Below are 17,126 nucleotides of genomic sequence, written 5' to 3'. Positions count from 1 at the left end.
TAAAAACAAAGAGACACTCGAGTAACAACCCGACCTGCCGAGACCCTCCAGCAACGAGTAGATAAACGCAACGCTCGATGCGCCACCGCCGATGATTGTAATCACGCTATTTGACATAACAGCCTCCCTTAAATCGAATTGATCACCCCGCTAACACCTCACAACGCCATCCAACTTCAAACGCCACAACAACCCGCTTACCTAAATTAAAAAAACATCGCCCTTCATGCGCTTGCAATTAGCCGAGATAACAAATCCGCCTTCGATGCACGGTACAATATCCCGCGCGATATCAATACCCGGCGCGACCTCATCCAAATAAATAACTCCATCACGCAACGAAAAAACAGCGCGTTCCGTCACAAACATTACGCGCTGACGCAACAACTTAGCGTAGCCACCGTTAAATGTCAGGTGCGAAACATGGCGTACAAACTTCTTGACGCGCCCTTCCTGGACAATTTGCAGCCCTTCTGGACCCATTTCGACATTCAGCCCAGCAGCGGTTAAAGTTCCGCAAAATATAATGAAGCGCGCGGACTGTGAGATGTTTATAAAACCGCCAGCACCCTGCAACTTGCTGCCAAACTGCGAGACATTGACATTGCCAGCGGCATCAACTTCAGCAAAACCCAAGCACGCCACATCAATGCCGCCGCCTTCATAAAAATCAAACAAGGCTGCCTGCTCGATCACAGCACTCGGTCGATAGCTGGCTCCAAACGACAATCCGAAAGCAGGCCTACCACCCACAACTCCAGACTCAACAGTAAAGACCTCGCTCCCCGGACAACCATTCTCTTCAGCCACTCGACCAATAACCGTGGGCATACCAATACCGAGATTGACTACTTGAGCGTTTTGCTGGCGAATTTCCTGTAGCGCGCGTTTGGCAATGATCCGCTCGGCACAGGATATTGCCCCCCTATCAGGTGTCTGAACTCCCGGACATATGAATTCGGAATTATAGACTTCGGCATAGGTTTGAGGATGTTCTCCGGGGCGAGACACGGTGACGTAGTCTACTAATACACCTGGAATCTTTACATGTTGTGGCTCTATCTCATGCCGCCCTACCAAGGTTTCAACTTGCACGATTACGGTGCCGCCGCAATTTTTAACAGCCATAGCCTGCGCGAGTGAGTCACTATAAGAAACCTCCCTCTCCATTGAGATATTTCCATCAGGATCGCAACAGGTACCTCTCAACAACGCACAATTAACGTCAAGCGCGGGATAGAAAAGTGTTGTCGCCCCCGCGATATCAACTCTTTGAACAAGCGGGCCGCGCCCTCGATCATTCAAACAGCCCCCTTCATTATTAGGATCAACGAAAGTATTGAGCCCGATGTTCGATATTACCCCGGGCTTTTTGGCTGCGATGGCACGAAAGAGCTGGCTGATAACACCCTGCGGCCAGTTATGCGCCTCTATTTCGCCGCGCCGCGCCATCTCACCCAGTCGCGGAACCAACCCCCAAAAACCGCCAATCGCCCTGGCCACCAGCCCTGGCTTAGCAAATAGATCGACACCTCGCCCCTCAAGATCCCCTGAGGCCGATGCAAAGAGCAGACCAATTTGGCGCGGCCGCCCTTCACCCTTGAAACGCTCACTGATTGCACGCGTGAGACCATCTGGATGCCCGCAACTTCCAAAGCCACCGGGGATGATTGTCCAACCGTCTTCGATCAAGTCCGCCGCTTGTTGCTCGCTAATGACTTTCATATGTCGGCCTCATGAGTTGAGGCAGCGCCTGCACTGTCTTCAGGTGACGTGACAACCTGAACGGGTTGCTCCCAAACAACCAGGAACGTACAACCTGTCATCGAACAGAGTTCATGCGAAGAACCGGGCGGATAAATCTGCAACACGCCCTCTGTATGAAGCCCCCTATCATCAAGCAGCTCACCCTTTAATACTAAAATCAACTCCCACCCCAAGTGCATATGTCTTGGGGTAAAGGCCCCCGCCTTGTAACGGACCAAAGCTGCGGCGGGCCCTTGCGCATTTTGCCGGGCGTCATACAGATAAAATATCGAAACGCCCTCCCGACCATCAATTTGATAAGGCTCAAACTTTAAATTCTCAAGATCGTCGGTAGATAATCCACCGCCTAACTCACTCATCTGAATGTCAAATATTTCGCCACTGCCTATCGTATGCATGACCGTTCTCCGTCTTGTCACGAATGAACTGTTTATCAATCATTTCGCGCGGGCATGATTCATCAAATAAACCCCAACCGCCGAAACAACAAACCCCACAATCGCAACCGTACTCGGCACTTCCCCCAACACTAGCGACGCCATAATCTGTGTGACCGCCGGAATAACATGAAACAAGTTAGTCGCCTTACTTGCCTCGCCCCGTCGAATCATCAAATACAGCAGCGTCAACGCCCCAACTGAATTCATCAACGTGATCCAGGCCACCGATGCTGCAAATGGTGCCCACTCAGTCACGCGCATGGTTTCGGTGGTGTAGGCCAGAAGCAACATAACCAGCGACGCGACAACCATTTGAATGAAGCAGCCCACCCACAGGTTCACGCCACCTAGAAAGCGCTTCTGATAGAGCGTGCCGAGCGTGATACCTAGCAATGCCAGGCCCACTGCGCCGTACCCGCCCAATGACGCCTCGGAGCCGGACAGGCTGCTGGCTACGACAATGACCACACCGCCGACGCCCAGGATGGACCCCGGCAGGTCGCGCCAACTCAATTGCTCACCTAAAAAGCAATAAGCACCGATCACGACAAATACCGGCATCAACCCAACAATCAAGGCGGCTTGCCCTGCTGGAACGCCCTGACTAATGCCGGTGTACAAGCCACCGAACTGCAACGCCTGCAGAAGCAGCCCAACTGCAGCAGCGTGAAGGTAAGGCGTCAGCTTTTTCGGCCATTCAGCTTTAATCGCAAGTGCAACTCCCAGGAAAACCAGCGCCGCCAGGGCAAATCGATAGAACGTCATGGTGAACGGCTCGCCATAACGGACGCCGAACGCGCCGCCGATGTAACCGGAGCTCCACAGCAGAATGAAGGCAATGGGTAGCGGCGAGGTGAGGCGTACTTCGTAGCTTTTGTGGGCAACCGGACTCATGACACTCTCCAAATTGGCTTGAAGAGGTAAACTGCGCCACGCCCTGGCATCCGTAAAATCATAAAATGTCAGGCTCATCATGCAGATTGCTTATGCAAACTCATTGAAGAAACCCAATCAAATGTGGGAGCTGGCTTGCCTGCGATAGCGGTGGGTCAGTTGCAACTGTGCCAACTGACAGACAGCCATCGCAGGCAAACCAGCTCCCACATTGACCGAGTTTCTCCAGCCACATCATCCTTGAGGCCGCTTATGACCTGGCAACCCCACATCACCGTCGCCACCATCGTCGAAGACAACGGCCGCTTCCTTATGGTCGAAGAACTGAAAAACGGCCGCGCCGTGCTCAACCAGCCGGCCGGCCACCTCGATCCGCATGAAACCCTCACCGAAGCCGCTATCCGCGAAACCCTCGAAGAAACCGGCTGGGACGTCGAAGCCACCGGCATTGTCGGCATCTACCTGTACACCGCCCCCAGCAATGGCGTGACTTATCAAAGAGTCTGCTTCATCGCCAAGGCGCTGAAACACCACCCGGACTATCAACTCGACGAAGGCATCCTCCGCGCCCGCTGGCTGACCCGCGACGAGCTGCTGGCCGTGCGCGAGGACTGGCGCAGCGAGCTGATCATCCGCTGTATCGATGATTATTTGGCCGGCCAGCACCACAGCCTCGAATTGATCCGCCCTTCTCTTTAGCCTTGAAGGCCCGAGCCTGATAGAATCGCGTCCTTTTTCAAGACACCCGTTGAAACCCTATGCGTGATCCAGCCCCTTCTGACACACAAAAGAAGCGCGTCATCGTCGGCATGTCCGGCGGCGTGGATTCTTCCGTTTCCGCCGTTCTGCTCATGGAGCAGGGTTATGAGGTGGAAGGCCTGTTCATGAAGAACTGGGAAGAAGACGATGGAACGGAATATTGCACCGCCATGGACGACCTGGCGGACGCCCAGGCCGTGTGCGACAAGATCGGCATCAAGCTGCACACCGCCAACTTCGCCGCCGAGTACTGGGACAACGTGTTCGAGCACTTCCTGGCCGAGTACAAGGCCGGCCGCACGCCGAACCCGGATATCCTGTGCAACCGTGAGATCAAGTTCAAGGCGTTCCTTGACTACGCCATGATGCTTGGCGCCGACCTGATCGCCACCGGCCACTACGTGCGCCGCCGCGACATCGATGGCCGCACCGAACTGCTTAAAGGCCTGGACCCGAACAAGGACCAGAGCTACTTCCTGCACGCCGTCGGCGGCGAACAGATCGCCAAGACCCTGTTCCCGGTGGGCGAACTGGAAAAGCCCGAAGTGCGCAAGATCGCCGAAAAGCACGGCCTGGCCACGGCCAAGAAGAAAGACTCCACCGGGATCTGCTTTATCGGCGAGCGCCGCTTCAGCGACTTCCTCAAGCAATACCTGCCGGCGCAACCGGGCGAGATCAAGACCACCGACGGTGAAGTCATCGGCCGCCACCATGGCCTGATGTACCACACCATCGGCCAACGCCAGGGCCTGGGCATCGGCGGTTTGAAAGACGCCGGTGAAGAGCCGTGGTACGTGCTGGTCAAGGACCTGGAAAACAACGAGCTGATCGTCGGCCAGGGCAACGAGCATCCGCTGTTGTTCTCCGGCGCCCTGCTGGCTTCGGAAATCTATTGGGTCAACCCGATCGACCTGAGCACCCCACGCCGCCTGACGGCCAAGGTGCGCTACCGCCAGAGCGACCAGCCGTGCACGCTGGAAAAGACCGCTACCGGCTATCGCGCCACCTTTGATGACCCGCAACGCGCGGTCACTCCTGGTCAGTCCGTGGTGTTCTACGACGGCGAAATCTGCCTGGGCGGCGGCGTGATTGAAATCGCCGAAGCCTGGAGCCAGACGGCATGAGCCCGACCCAGGAGCAATTGACGGCGCTGGGCGGGGTTTTCCTCGCCGCCGTCCTGGTGGACAAGATCGCCAAGACCGGCCAGGTCACCGAGGCGGGCCTGACCTGCATGCTCGGCAGCCTGCTGATCCGCGACCCCAAGGACACCCTGGAAGTCTACGGCGGCGACGATATCGCCCTGCGTGAAGGCTACCGCGCACTGATCGGCGCCCTGGAGCGCGACCCCAGCACCTTGCAGCGCGAGCCATTGCGCTACGCCCTGTCGATGCTTGGCCTGGAACGACAACTGGCCAAGCGCGAGGACATGCTGGAAGTCATCGGCAAGCGTCTGCCACAGATTCAATCCCAGGTGGAACACTTCGGCCCGGCCCACGAAAACGTGATCGCCGCCTGCGGTGCACTTTACCAAGACACCTTGAGCACCTTGCGTCAGCGGATCCAGGTCCACGGCGACATGCGCAACCTGCAACAACCAAACAATGCCTCGAAAATCCGCGCCCTGCTCCTGGCCGGCATTCGTTCGGCGCGGTTGTGGCGGCAGTTGGGCGGCCATCGTTGGCAGTTGGTCATCAGCCGACGCAAATTGCTCAAAGAGCTTTACCCGTTGATGCGCAACGAATAAGTCGCAGCAACCGCATTTTTTCAAGCGTTACGCGTAATACGCCGGTCAGTTGGCGACGGACCGGCGGATTTTTTCATGTATGATACGCGCCCCATTTCGTTGCCCGACTGTCCGAGAACACCCCATGCAGCTCTCTTCGCTCACTGCGGTTTCCCCTGTTGACGGCCGCTACGCCGGCAAAACCCAGGCCCTGCGCCCTATTTTCAGCGAATACGGCTTGATCCGTGCTCGTGTTCTGGTTGAAGTGCGCTGGCTCCAGCGCCTGGCCGCTCACCCCGCCATCAGCGAAGTGCCGGCGTTTTCCGCCGAAGCCAACGCTGTGCTCAACACCCTGGCGGAAAACTTCTCCCTGGAGCACGCCGAGCGTGTGAAAGAGATCGAGCGCACCACCAACCACGACGTAAAAGCCATCGAGTACCTGCTCAAAGAGCAAGCGGCCAAGCTGCCGGAACTGGCCCAGGTCAGCGAGTTCATCCACTTTGCCTGCACCAGCGAGGACATCAACAACCTGTCCCACGCCCTGATGCTGCGCGAAGGCCGTGATGACGTGATGCTGCCGCTGATGCGCCAGACCGCCAACGCCATCCGCGAACTGGCGATCCGCTTCGCCGACGTGCCGATGCTGTCGCGCACCCACGGCCAGCCGGCTTCGCCGACCACCCTGGGTAAAGAACTGGCCAACGTGGTGTACCGCCTGGAGCGTCAGATCGCTCAAGTCGCGGCCGTCCCGCTGCTGGGCAAGATCAACGGCGCCGTGGGCAACTACAACGCACACCTCTCGGCCTACCCTGAGATCGACTGGGAAGAAAACGCCCGCGCCTTCATCGAAGATGAGCTGGGCCTGGGTTTCAACCCGTACACCACGCAGATCGAACCCCACGACTACATCGCCGAGCTGTTCGACGCCATTGCGCGCTTCAACACCATCCTGATCGACTTCGATCGCGATATCTGGGGCTACATCTCCCTGGGCTACTTCAAGCAGCGCACCATTGCCGGTGAAATCGGTTCGTCGACCATGCCGCACAAGGTCAACCCGATCGACTTCGAAAACTCCGAAGGCAACCTCGGCATCGCCAACGCGCTGTTCCAGCACCTGGCCAGCAAATTGCCGATCTCCCGCTGGCAGCGCGACCTGACCGACTCCACCGTACTTCGCAACCTCGGCGTGGGCTTTGCCCATAGCGTGATCGCGTACGAAGCCAGCCTCAAAGGCATCAGCAAGCTGGAGCTCAACGCGCAGAAGATCGCCGCTGACCTCGACGCATGCTGGGAAGTCTTGGCCGAGCCGATCCAGACCGTGATGCGCCGCTACAACATCGAAAACCCGTACGAGAAGCTGAAAGAATTGACGCGCGGCAAGGGCATCAGCCCTGAGGCGCTGCAAACTTTCATCGACGGCCTGGACATGCCAGCCGCGGCCAAGGCCGAGCTGAAACAGCTCACCCCGGCCAACTACATCGGCAACGCTGTAGAGCAAGCCAAGCGCATCTGATCATCGCAAGACCCTTTGAGACGCCCGGCCGCGCCGGGCGTTTTTATTCCAGTCTGAAAAGTGCTTTCTTTCAATAGGTTACACATGAATCCTGACATCCCTCTTCAACTTCTGGGCGGCATCACGGCACGGGAATTCCTGCGCGACTACTGGCAGAAAAAACCACTGCTGATCCGCCAGGCCATCCCTGATTTCGAAAGCCCGATCGACGCCGACGAACTGGCCGGCCTGGCCCTGGAAGAAGAAGTCGAGTCGCGCCTGGTGATCGAACACGGCGAACGTCCGTGGGAGTTGCGTCGCGGCCCGTTCGCCGAAGATGCGTTCGGCGCCCTGCCTGAGCGTGAGTGGACCCTGCTGGTACAAGCCGTCGACCAATTCGTGCCGGAAGTCGCCGAGCTGCTGGAACAGTTCCGCTTCCTGCCAAGCTGGCGTATCGACGACGTGATGATCAGCTTTGCCGCACCGGGCGGCAGCGTGGGTCCGCACTTCGACAACTACGATGTGTTCCTGCTGCAAGCCCAAGGCAAGCGCAACTGGAAAATCGGCCAGATGTGCAACTCCGAAAGCCCGCTGCTGCAACACGCCGACCTGCGCATCCTCGCCGAATTCGAAGAAAGCGCCGAATGGGTGCTGGAGCCGGGCGACATGCTCTACCTGCCACCGCGCCTGGCCCACTTCGGTATCGCCGAAGACGATTGCATGACCTACTCCGTAGGCTTCCGCGCACCGAGCGCCGCCGAAGTGCTGACCCACTTCACCGACTTCCTCGCCCAGTACCTGACCGACGAAGAGCGCTACACCGACGCCGACGCCCAGCCGGTCAGCGACCCGCACCAGATCCAGAGCGACGCCCTCGACCGCCTGAAGAGCCTGCTGGCCGAGCACATGAGCGACGAGCGCATGCTGCTGACCTGGTTCGGCCAGTTCATGACTGAACCGCGCTACCCGGAACTGGTGGCCGGCGAAGAACTGGGCGAGGAGGACTTCCTCGGCGCCCTGCAAGATGGCGCGATCCTGGTGCGCAACCCAAGCGCGCGCATGGCCTGGTCGGAAGTGGATGACGACGTCCTGCTGTTCGCCAGCGGCCAGAGCCGTTACCTGCCGGGCAAGCTGCGCGAACTGCTGAAGCTGATCTGCGCCGCCGATGCCCTGCACGCCGAAAACCTCGGCCCATGGCTGGCGGACGAAGACGGCCGCGATCTGCTGTGCGAACTGGTCAAGCAAGGAAGCCTGGGGTTTGCTGATGAATAAGATTCACGTAAGTGTCGCGGACTGGCAAAAGGATATCGCCGAGATACGGCGCATTCGTGAAGCGGTGTTTATCGCTGAGCAATCGGTACCCCCAGAGCTGGAATGGGATGCAGACGACGCTGACGCAGTGCATTTCCTCGCGTTCGAAGGCGACTTTCCGATTGGCACCGCTCGCCTGCTGCCCAGCGGCGAGATCGGGCGCGTGTCGGTGCTCAAGGATTGGCGCGGGCTTAAAGTCGGCGACAAGCTGATGGACGCGGTGATCGGCGTGGCCGAGAAGCGTGGCCAGGCCAAGCAGTTCCTCAGCGCGCAGGTGTATGCAGCGCCGTTCTATGAGCGGCTGGGTTTCAAGATCGTCAGCGATGAGTTTCTTGAAGTCGGGATCCCGCATGTAGATATGGTGCGCGGGGACTGATCCAAGACCGAGTCGCGCCTTTCGCGAGCAAGCCCGCTCCCACATTTTGACCGCATTCCAAGGGATGCACTCAGCCAACTGTGGGAGCGGGCTTGCTCGCGAAGGCTATTTCAGCACCACCACAAATGCCCTGCCCTGCCAGGGCATTTTGCCGTCTACGACTCAACTTGCACCCCGCCAGGCCGACAAACTGGCACTATCAAGCCTAAATGACTCGCAGAGATAACGGACATGTCCCTACGCACCCTGCTCACCGCCCTCCTGCTGGCCACCAGCGCCACGGCCATGGCCGATACCGAAGTGGTCAACCTGAGCAACCGCACCAGCGCCGACCTGCTGCCCGTCGCGCAGAACTTCATCGGCAAGGACGGCACCGTCAGCGCCTACGGTAACCAGCTGATTGTCAACGCTGACCCCGGCAAGATCCAGGACCTGCGCGCCCTGCTCGCGCAACTAGACACCCCGGCCAAGCGCCTGCTGATCACCGTCGACACCAACGAGAACAACCAGCAGAACAGCGGCGACAACCAGACCCGCATCATCAGCTACGGCACCGCCAGCCGCGACGGCGGCGTGCAGCAGATCCAGGCCAGCGAAGGCGTGCCTGCGCTGATCCAGGTCGGCCAGAGCGTGCCGCTGACCACCACCCAACCGGACGCCTACGGCCGCCCGCAGAACCAGACCCAATACCGCAACGTGACCCAGGGCTTTTACGTGACCGCAAGCGTCACCGGCGAGACCGTTCACCTGGCCATCAGTACCAACCGTGACCGCATGAGCCAGGAACGTCCCGATGTAGTGAACGTGCAAAGCACCGACACAACCGTCAGCGGCCGCCTGGGCGAATGGATCCCCCTGGCCGGCATCAACCGCGAGACACAGGCCGACAAATCCGCTGGAACCCGCACCTACTCTACTCAGGGCCGCGATGACCTGACTTTACGGGTCAAGGTCGACACCCTGAACTGAAGCACCAAAAACTGACTGATGAGTCGTCTTAGACTAAAGATGTAGTGCTTGAAAATAAGCACTACAAAACATTTGACGAGCCAAAAAAGCATGGGCATGATGGCCTCGCTCCCGCTAATCAGGGGCCCTGGCAAGGGCCTTCGGATCGCGCTCTAAGCCACCCATCTGAGCCGATCCGTGTCTGTACCGCCCACAAGGTGTGTTTGACGAGGTTGCGACTGGAACGAAGTTGTCCCGAGGGACGGAAGCTAACCAGGTAACCCGGCTACACACTGATGGATCGTACAAAGGCCCACGACGCCCGAAGACCGCCCGCAGTTTGCCCCTACCTGCTCAACTCCTCCTCTCGCCATTCGTTCATCCCGTCGCATTCCCCGCCAAACCCGACATGACCGCCTAAGCTTCTGGTCAGCGAGCAGCCCTGCCTATGCATTGATTGCATGGCTGGAAAACGGATCTTCCCAAACTGTTTTTTCACAAGAAGACGCGACGAGGTTTACTCCCATGGCACTGACACGCGAACAGCAAATTGCAGCCCTCGAGAAAGACTGGGCTGAAAACCCACGCTGGAAAGGCGTGACCCGCGCTTATTCCGCTGCTGACGTCGTCCGCCTGCGTGGCTCGGTTCAACCGGAGCACACCTTTGCAAAACTCGGCGCCGAGAAGCTGTGGAACCTGGTGACCCAAGGTGCCAAGCCGTCCTTCCGTCCCGACAAAGATTTCGTCAACTGCATGGGCGCCCTCACTGGCGGCCAGGCAGTCCAACAGGTAAAAGCCGGCATCCAGGCGATCTACCTGTCCGGCTGGCAAGTGGCAGCGGATAACAACTCCGCTGAATCCATGTACCCCGACCAGTCGCTGTACCCGGTGGACTCGGTTCCAACCGTGGTCAAGCGCATCAACAACTCGTTCCGTCGTGCCGACCAGATCCAGTGGAAAGCCGGCAAGAACCCAGGCGACGCTGGCTACATCGACTACTTCGCGCCAATCGTGGCTGACGCCGAGGCTGGTTTCGGCGGTGTACTGAACGCCTACGAGCTGATGAAGAGCATGATCGAGGCAGGCGCTGCCGGCGTGCACTTCGAAGACCAACTGGCTTCGGTGAAGAAATGCGGCCACATGGGCGGCAAAGTACTGGTGCCAACCCAGGAAGCCGTACAAAAGCTCACCGCTGCACGCTTGGCGGCTGACGTTGCTGGTACACCGACCATCATCCTGGCCCGTACCGATGCCAACGCTGCTGACCTGCTGACTTCGGATTGCGATCCGTACGACCAGCCGTTCGTCACTGGCGAACGTACCCAGGAAGGCTTCTACAAGGTGCGCGCCGGTCTCGACCAGGCCATCGCCCGCGGCCTGGCCTACGCGCCGTACGCCGACCTGATCTGGTGCGAAACCGCCAAGCCAGACCTGGACGAAGCCCGTCGCTTCGCCGAGGCGATCAAGAAGGAATACCCGGACCAGCTGCTGTCCTACAACTGCTCGCCTTCTTTCAACTGGAAGAAGAACCTGGACGACGCGACCATCGCCAAGTTCCAGCGCGAACTGTCCGCCATGGGCTACAAGCACCAGTTCATCACCCTGGCCGGCATTCACAACATGTGGCACAGCATGTTCAACCTGGCGCACGACTACGCCCGCAACGACATGACCGCCTACGTGAAGCTGCAAGAGCAGGAATTCGCTGACGCCGCCAAAGGCTACACCTTCGTGGCGCACCAGCAGGAAGTGGGCACCGGCTACTTCGACGACATGACCACCGTGATCCAGGGCGGCTCCTCGTCCGTGACCGCGCTGACCGGTTCGACCGAAGAAGAGCAGTTCCACTAAGCACCGCGTACACGGCCACTGCGGCCCCAAGGAAGACCTAACCGCAGTGCCGCAAAAAAATCACGCCCCGACCTGTTCGGGGCGTTTTTTTTGGGCGATGGAAAACCTCCTGACACAATGAAGATCAAAATGTGGGAGCGGGCTTGCTCGCGAATGCGGTGGGTCAATTAGCCCATCAGTGACTGACACACCGCATTCGCGAGCAAGCCCGCTCCCACAAGGGGAATGCATTCAGTCAGGTTTTTTTTGCGCAAAACATTGATCCAGAGCGGTATTCGCTGTGAGCAAATCGGTTAAAAGATCCCCGTCAACAACTAAGCCGCAATCAAGCAAGTAACGACAACTTCCCCCGCCACACGCGAAACATTCGCTTAAACCCTACGCAAACAATATTCATTATCATTTGGCGCATGAAAACTTCGTTACAGCTTAAACAAAACACATTTGATTAAATGCCCGCTAATGCCCGCTACACAAGGGTTACAGCCCCATCGAGGTGCACTATGTCCTTATTCCATCGAATAATTTCGCCATAGGAATTTTACTTGCCCGGTGTTTAGCCATAAAATCACCGCGATTGATTGCAGTGCGACATATCGTCACTGCATCGTTACTTTTTTAAGCTCAGAGACCCTTGCTCTCTGTTAAGGACTTCCAGCATGACCGAAGCGACAGGACTCATGGCCCACAACTGGGGCTTTGCCATTTTCCTTCTCGGTGTTGTCGGCCTTTGCGCCTTCATGCTTGGCGTCTCCAGCCTCCTCGGGTCAAAAGCCTGGGGCCGCAGCAAAAACGAACCGTTCGAGTCCGGCATGCTACCTACAGGTGGCGCCCGCTTGCGGCTCTCAGCCAAATTCTATCTGGTCGCGATGCTGTTCGTGATCTTCGATATCGAAGCCCTCTTTCTCTTTGCCTGGTCTGTGTCCGTCCGCGAAAGCGGCTGGACCGGATTCGTCGAAGCTCTCGTTTTCATAGCAATTCTGTTGGCAGGCCTTGTCTACCTATTCCGAGTGGGCGCCCTTGACTGGGCACCGGAAGCTCGTCGTAAGCGGCAAGCGAAGCTGAAACAATGAGGCTTTGGCGATGCAATACAATCTCACCAGGATCGACCCGGATGCTCCTAACGATCAGTACCCTATCGGCGAACGGGAAACCGTCTCCGATCCGTTAGAAGATCAAGTCCACAAAAACATCTACATGGGCAAGCTGGAAGACGTGCTGAGTGGCGCGGTCAACTGGGGGCGTAAAAACTCCCTGTGGCCGTACAACTTCGGCCTTTCGTGCTGCTACGTGGAAATGACCACTGCCTTCACGGCGCCCCATGACATCGCACGCTTCGGCGCCGAAGTTATCCGGGCATCACCGCGCCAGGCGGATTTCATGGTTATCGCCGGCACCTGCTTCATCAAGATGGCGCCGATCATCCAGCGTCTCTACGAGCAAATGCTCGAGCCGAAGTGGGTTATCTCCATGGGTTCGTGCGCCAACTCCGGTGGCATGTACGACATCTACTCCGTTGTCCAAGGGGTGGACAAGTTCCTGCCCGTGGACGTCTACGTGCCTGGCTGCCCGCCCCGCCCTGAAGCGTTCTTGCAAGGCTTGATGCTGTTGCAGGAATCGATTGGCAAGGAGCGTCGCCCGCTTTCCTGGGTCGTCGGCGATCAAGGCGTTTACCGCGCCGAGATGCCTTCGCAAAAGGAAGAGCGCCGCGAACAGCGAATCGCAGTGACCAACCTGCGCAGCCCCGACGAAGTCTGATCCAGCCCCGCTTCTTTTATAGAACGAAAACCTGGCTTCATTCTTTACGTTGACCGAAAGCGATAAAAAAACCATGACTACAGGCAGCGCTCTGTACATCCCGCCTTATAAGGCAGACGACCAGGATGTGGTCGTCGAACTCAATAACCGTTTTGGCCCTGACGCCTTCACCGCCCAGGCCACGCGCACCGGTATGCCGGTGCTGTGGGTGGCGCGCGCCAAGCTCGTCGAAGTCCTGACCTTCCTGCGTAACCTGCCCAAGCCGTACGTCATGCTCTATGACCTGCATGGCGTGGACGAGCGTCTGCGCACCAAGCGTCAAGGGCTGCCGAGCGGCGCCGACTTCACCGTGTTCTACCACCTGATGTCGATCGAACGTAACAGCGACGTGATGATCAAGGTCGCGTTGTCCGAAGGCGACCTGAGCGTGCCGACCGTCACCGGTATCTGGCCGAACGCCAGCTGGTACGAGCGTGAAGTCTGGGACATGTTCGGTATCGACTTCCCGGGCCACCCGCACCTGACGCGCATCATGATGCCGCCAACGTGGGAAGGTCACCCGCTGCGCAAGGACTTCCCTGCCCGCGCCACCGAATTCGACCCGTTCAGCCTTAACCTCGCCAAGCAACAGCTTGAAGAAGAAGCCGCGCGCTTCCGTCCGGAAGACTGGGGCATGAAACGCTCCGGCACCAACGAGGACTACATGTTCCTCAACCTGGGCCCGAACCACCCTTCGGCTCACGGTGCCTTCCGTATCATCCTGCAACTGGACGGCGAAGAAATCGTCGACTGCGTGCCGGACATCGGCTACCACCACCGTGGTGCCGAGAAGATGGCCGAGCGCCAGTCGTGGCACAGCTTCATCCCGTACACCGACCGTATCGACTACCTCGGCGGCGTGATGAACAACCTGCCGTACGTGCTCTCGGTCGAGAAGCTGGCCGGCATCAAGGTACCGGACCGCGTCGACACCATCCGCATCATGATGGCCGAATTCTTCCGCATCACCAGCCACCTGCTGTTCCTGGGTACCTATATCCAGGACGTCGGCGCCATGACCCCGGTGTTCTTCACCTTCACCGACCGTCAACGCGCCTACAAGGTCATCGAAGCCATCACCGGTTTCCGCCTGCACCCGGCCTGGTATCGCATCGGCGGCGTGGCCCACGACCTGCCGAACGGCTGGGAGCGCCTGGTCAAGGAATTCATCGACTGGATGCCCAAGCGTCTGGACGAGTACCAAAAGGCCGCGCTGGACAACAGCATCCTCAAGGGTCGGACCATCGGCGTCGCCGCCTACAACACCAAAGAGGCCCTGGAATGGGGCGTCACCGGTGCAGGCCTGCGTTCCACCGGTTGCGATTTCGACCTGCGTAAGGCGCGCCCGTACTCCGGCTACGAGAACTTCGAATTCGAAGTACCGCTGGCGGCCAATGGCGATGCCTACGACCGTTGCATCGTGCGCGTCGAAGAAATGCGCCAGAGCCTGAAGATCATCGAGCAGTGCATGCGCAACATGCCGGCCGGCCCGTACAAGGCGGATCACCCGCTGACCACGCCGCCGCCGAAAGAGCGCACCCTGCAGCACATCGAAACCCTGATCACGCACTTCCTGCAGGTTTCGTGGGGCCCGGTCATGCCGGCCAACGAATCCTTCCAGATGATTGAAGCGACCAAGGGTATCAACAGTTATTACCTGACGAGCGATGGCGGCACCATGAGCTACCGCACCCGGATTCGTACTCCAAGCTTCCCACACTTGCAGCAGATCCCTTCGGTGATCAAAGGCGAGATGGTCGCGGACTTGATTGCGTACCTGGGTAGTATCGATTTCGTTATGGCCGACGTGGACCGCTAAGCATGAACAGCACGCTTATCCAGACAGACCGTTTCACCTTGAGTGAAACCGAGCGCTCGGCCATCGAGCACGAGCTGCATCACTACGAAGACCCGCGCGCGGCGTCGATCGAAGCCTTGAAGATCGTCCAGAAGGAACGTGGCTGGGTGCCGGACGGCGCCCTCTACGCCATCGGCGAGATCCTCGGCATCCCTGCCAGCGACGTTGAAGGCGTGGCCACGTTCTACAGCCAGATCTTCCGCCAGCCAGTGGGCCGCCACATCATTCGCGTGTGCGACAGCATGGTCTGCTACATCGGTGGCCACGAGAAAGTGGTCGACGCGATCCAGACCAAACTGGGCATCGGCCTCGGCCAGACCACTGCAGACGGGCGTTTCACCCTGCTGCCGGTGTGCTGCCTGGGCAACTGCGACAAGGCGCCGGCGTTGATGATCGACGACGACACATTCGGTGACGTGCAGGCAGCTGGCGTGACCCAATTGCTCGAGGGCTACCCATGACCCTTACATCTTTCGGCCCGGCCAACCTGATCAAGCGTTCGCCTGAAACCCACCCGCTGACCTGGCGCCTGCGTGACGATGCCGAGCCGGTATGGCTCGACGAGTACCAGGCCAAGAACGGTTACGCGGCGGCGCGCAAAGCCTTCGCCGACATGGCCCAGGACGATATCGTCCAGACCGTGAAAGACGCCGGCCTCAAAGGCCGCGGCGGTGCAGGCTTCCCCACTGGCGTTAAGTGGGGCCTGATGCCCAAGGACGAATCCATCAACATCCGCTACCTGCTGTGCAACGCGGATGAAATGGAGCCGAACACCTGGAAAGACCGCATGCTGATGGAGCAACTGCCCCATCTGCTGATCGAAGGCATGCTCATCAGCGCCCGCGCGCTGAAAACCTACCGTGGCTATATCTTCCTGCGTGGCGAGTACACCACCGCCGCCAAGCACCTCAACCGTGCCGTGGAAGAAGCCAAGGCAGCAGGCCTGCTGGGCAAGAATATCCTCGGTTCGGGTTTCGACTTCGAACTGTTCGTGCACACCGGCGCCGGGCGTTATATCTGCGGTGAAGAAACCGCACTGATCAACTCCCTCGAAGGCCGCCGCGCCAACCCGCGCTCCAAGCCGCCCTTCCCTGCCGCCGTGGGCGTGTGGGGCAAGCCGACTTGCGTGAACAACGTCGAAACCCTGTGCAACGTGCCGGCGATCATCGCCGACGGCGTGGACTGGTACAAATCGTTGGCCCGTGAAGGCAGTGAAGACATGGGCACCAAGCTCATGGGCTTCTCCGGCAAGGTCAAGAACCCTGGCCTGTGGGAACTGCCGTTCGGCGTGACCGCACGCGAGCTGTTCGAGGACTACGCCGGCGGCATGCGCGACGGTTACACCTTGAAAGCCTGGCAGCCAGGCGGCGCCGGTACTGGCTTCCTGTTGCCCGAGCACCTCGACGCACAAATGTATGCCGGCGGCATCGGCAAGGTGGGCACCCGCATGGGTACTGGCCTGGCGATGGCGGTGGACAACACCGTGAACATGGTCTCGCTGCTGCGCAACATGGAACAGTTCTTTGCCCGCGAATCCTGCGGCTTCTGCACCCCATGCCGCGACGGTTTGCCGTGGAGCGTGAAGCTGCTGATGGCCCTGGAAAAAGGCGAAGGCCGCGAGGGTGACATCGAGACCCTGCTGGGTCTGGTCGGCTTCCTCGGCCCAGGCAAGACCTTCTGTGCTCACGCACCGGGCGCCGTGGAGCCATTGGGCAGTGCCATCAAATACTTCCGCTCGGAGTTCGAAGCCGGCATCGCGCCTACCAGCGCCGCCGTCCCGCCTCTGGCGAGGCCGATCGTAGTCGGCGCGTAACGCTTAAAGAAGCGAAGGGTCCGTGCCCTTCGCTTTCTCATGTGCTGACGCCTTAACGGCTGTGTAGATGCACATGAATAACAAGATTCCATTA

Annotated in this window: 16 protein-coding genes; 13 read left to right on the top strand and 3 right to left on the bottom strand. The window is 59.0% G+C overall.

Annotation, left to right across the window (positions count from 1 at the left end):
* Positions 1-201: 201 nt before the first annotated feature.
* Genes ACZRMO_RS19375 through ACZRMO_RS19365 form a run of 3 tightly spaced genes read right to left on the bottom strand, consistent with a single transcriptional unit; the run spans position 202 to position 3,182 of the window.
* Positions 202-1,725 (bottom strand): acyl CoA:acetate/3-ketoacid CoA transferase, encoded by a 1,524-nt coding sequence (locus ACZRMO_RS19375; RefSeq protein ID WP_463973900.1) that lies wholly within the window; start codon positions 1,723-1,725, stop codon positions 202-204.
* The gene (locus ACZRMO_RS19370; protein ID WP_463973899.1) at positions 1,722-2,165 is read right to left on the bottom strand and encodes a cupin domain-containing protein; all 444 of its coding nucleotides are present in this window, start codon (positions 2,163-2,165) and stop codon (positions 1,722-1,724) included. The genes ACZRMO_RS19375 and ACZRMO_RS19370 overlap by 4 nt, the downstream gene beginning before the upstream one ends.
* Positions 2,166-2,204: 39 nt before the next feature.
* Entirely contained in the window at positions 2,205-3,182 is a 978-nt protein-coding gene (locus ACZRMO_RS19365) for a DMT family transporter (protein WP_463973898.1), read from the bottom strand.
* Positions 3,183-3,353: 171 nt separating this feature from the next.
* Here ACZRMO_RS19365 and ACZRMO_RS19360 point away from each other — a divergent pair, with 171 nt between their 5' ends.
* The 13 genes from ACZRMO_RS19360 (at position 3,354) to nuoF (ending at position 17,032) form a co-directional block, all read left to right on the top strand.
* Complete coding sequence (locus ACZRMO_RS19360; RefSeq protein WP_463973897.1) at positions 3,354-3,800, top strand: NUDIX hydrolase; 447 nt, start codon at positions 3,354-3,356, stop codon at positions 3,798-3,800.
* A 59-nt stretch (positions 3,801-3,859) separates the two neighbouring features.
* Positions 3,860-4,984 (top strand): tRNA 2-thiouridine(34) synthase MnmA, encoded by a 1,125-nt coding sequence (gene mnmA, locus ACZRMO_RS19355; RefSeq protein ID WP_124527873.1) that lies wholly within the window; start codon positions 3,860-3,862, stop codon positions 4,982-4,984.
* Positions 4,981-5,604: a high frequency lysogenization protein HflD gene (hflD, locus tag ACZRMO_RS19350; RefSeq protein WP_017737157.1), complete on the top strand. Its 624-nt coding sequence runs from the start codon at positions 4,981-4,983 to the stop codon at positions 5,602-5,604. Before mnmA ends, hflD begins: the two co-directional genes overlap by 4 nt.
* 124 nt (positions 5,605-5,728) lie before the next feature.
* Positions 5,729-7,099, top strand: a complete 1,371-nt coding sequence (gene purB / locus ACZRMO_RS19345; protein ID WP_463973896.1) for an adenylosuccinate lyase — start codon at positions 5,729-5,731, stop codon at positions 7,097-7,099.
* A gap of 84 nt (positions 7,100-7,183) precedes the next feature.
* On the top strand, positions 7,184-8,350 hold the full coding sequence (locus ACZRMO_RS19340) for a ribosomal protein uL16 3-hydroxylase (protein WP_463973895.1): 1,167 nt from the start codon (positions 7,184-7,186) through the stop codon (positions 8,348-8,350).
* Positions 8,343-8,765 carry a GNAT family N-acetyltransferase gene (locus tag ACZRMO_RS19335; protein ID WP_463973894.1) on the top strand — a complete coding sequence of 141 codons (423 nt, stop codon included), beginning with the start codon at positions 8,343-8,345 and terminating at the stop codon, positions 8,763-8,765. The genes ACZRMO_RS19340 and ACZRMO_RS19335 overlap by 8 nt, the downstream gene beginning before the upstream one ends.
* A gap of 231 nt (positions 8,766-8,996) precedes the next feature.
* On the top strand, positions 8,997-9,734 hold the full coding sequence (locus tag ACZRMO_RS19330) for a secretin N-terminal domain-containing protein (protein ID WP_463973893.1): 738 nt from the start codon (positions 8,997-8,999) through the stop codon (positions 9,732-9,734).
* A 504-nt stretch (positions 9,735-10,238) separates the two neighbouring features.
* A complete protein-coding gene (gene aceA / locus ACZRMO_RS19325) occupies positions 10,239-11,564 on the top strand; it encodes an isocitrate lyase (RefSeq protein WP_017737152.1) in 1,326 nt (441 codons plus the stop codon).
* 659 nt (positions 11,565-12,223) lie between these two features.
* Entirely contained in the window at positions 12,224-12,637 is a 414-nt protein-coding gene (locus tag ACZRMO_RS19320) for an NADH-quinone oxidoreductase subunit A (RefSeq protein WP_003219575.1), read from the top strand.
* Between the two features lie 10 nt (positions 12,638-12,647).
* Positions 12,648-13,322, top strand: a complete 675-nt coding sequence (locus ACZRMO_RS19315) for a NuoB/complex I 20 kDa subunit family protein (protein WP_016975544.1) — start codon at positions 12,648-12,650, stop codon at positions 13,320-13,322.
* A gap of 73 nt (positions 13,323-13,395) precedes the next feature.
* Positions 13,396-15,180: an NADH-quinone oxidoreductase subunit C/D gene (gene nuoC / locus ACZRMO_RS19310; protein WP_207043773.1), complete on the top strand. Its 1,785-nt coding sequence runs from the start codon at positions 13,396-13,398 to the stop codon at positions 15,178-15,180.
* A 2-nt stretch (positions 15,181-15,182) separates the two neighbouring features.
* A complete protein-coding gene (nuoE, locus tag ACZRMO_RS19305) occupies positions 15,183-15,680 on the top strand; it encodes an NADH-quinone oxidoreductase subunit NuoE (protein WP_017737149.1) in 498 nt (165 codons plus the stop codon).
* Entirely contained in the window at positions 15,677-17,032 is a 1,356-nt protein-coding gene (gene nuoF / locus ACZRMO_RS19300; RefSeq protein ID WP_105698604.1) for an NADH-quinone oxidoreductase subunit NuoF, read from the top strand. The genes nuoE and nuoF overlap by 4 nt, the downstream gene beginning before the upstream one ends.
* Positions 17,033-17,126 lie beyond the last annotated feature (94 nt).

It is taken from the genome of Pseudomonas sp. B611 (genome assembly GCF_055407965.1).
The sequence above is the reverse complement of the archived record's forward strand: the minus strand, read 5'-3'. Positions and strand labels throughout refer to the sequence as shown.

What these genes read in the sequence shown, in the direction of transcription:
- ACZRMO_RS19375 (WP_463973900.1), bottom strand. Translation starts at nt 1,725, where the DNA reads ATGAAAGTCATTAGCGAGCAACAAGCGGCGGACTTGATCGAAGACGGT.
- ACZRMO_RS19370 (WP_463973899.1), bottom strand. Translation starts at nt 2,165, where the DNA reads ATGCATACGATAGGCAGTGGCGAAATATTTGACATTCAGATGAGTGAG.
- ACZRMO_RS19365 (WP_463973898.1), bottom strand. Translation starts at nt 3,182, where the DNA reads ATGATGAGCCTGACATTTTATGATTTTACGGATGCCAGGGCGTGGCGC.
- ACZRMO_RS19360 (WP_463973897.1), top strand. Translation starts at nt 3,354, where the DNA reads ATGACCTGGCAACCCCACATCACCGTCGCCACCATCGTCGAAGACAAC.
- mnmA (WP_124527873.1), top strand. Translation starts at nt 3,860, where the DNA reads ATGCGTGATCCAGCCCCTTCTGACACACAAAAGAAGCGCGTCATCGTC.
- hflD (WP_017737157.1), top strand. Translation starts at nt 4,981, where the DNA reads ATGAGCCCGACCCAGGAGCAATTGACGGCGCTGGGCGGGGTTTTCCTC.
- purB (WP_463973896.1), top strand. Translation starts at nt 5,729, where the DNA reads ATGCAGCTCTCTTCGCTCACTGCGGTTTCCCCTGTTGACGGCCGCTAC.
- ACZRMO_RS19340 (WP_463973895.1), top strand. Translation starts at nt 7,184, where the DNA reads ATGAATCCTGACATCCCTCTTCAACTTCTGGGCGGCATCACGGCACGG.
- ACZRMO_RS19335 (WP_463973894.1), top strand. Translation starts at nt 8,343, where the DNA reads ATGAATAAGATTCACGTAAGTGTCGCGGACTGGCAAAAGGATATCGCC.
- ACZRMO_RS19330 (WP_463973893.1), top strand. Translation starts at nt 8,997, where the DNA reads ATGTCCCTACGCACCCTGCTCACCGCCCTCCTGCTGGCCACCAGCGCC.
- aceA (WP_017737152.1), top strand. Translation starts at nt 10,239, where the DNA reads ATGGCACTGACACGCGAACAGCAAATTGCAGCCCTCGAGAAAGACTGG.
- ACZRMO_RS19320 (WP_003219575.1), top strand. Translation starts at nt 12,224, where the DNA reads ATGACCGAAGCGACAGGACTCATGGCCCACAACTGGGGCTTTGCCATT.
- ACZRMO_RS19315 (WP_016975544.1), top strand. Translation starts at nt 12,648, where the DNA reads ATGCAATACAATCTCACCAGGATCGACCCGGATGCTCCTAACGATCAG.
- nuoC (WP_207043773.1), top strand. Translation starts at nt 13,396, where the DNA reads ATGACTACAGGCAGCGCTCTGTACATCCCGCCTTATAAGGCAGACGAC.
- nuoE (WP_017737149.1), top strand. Translation starts at nt 15,183, where the DNA reads ATGAACAGCACGCTTATCCAGACAGACCGTTTCACCTTGAGTGAAACC.
- nuoF (WP_105698604.1), top strand. Translation starts at nt 15,677, where the DNA reads ATGACCCTTACATCTTTCGGCCCGGCCAACCTGATCAAGCGTTCGCCT.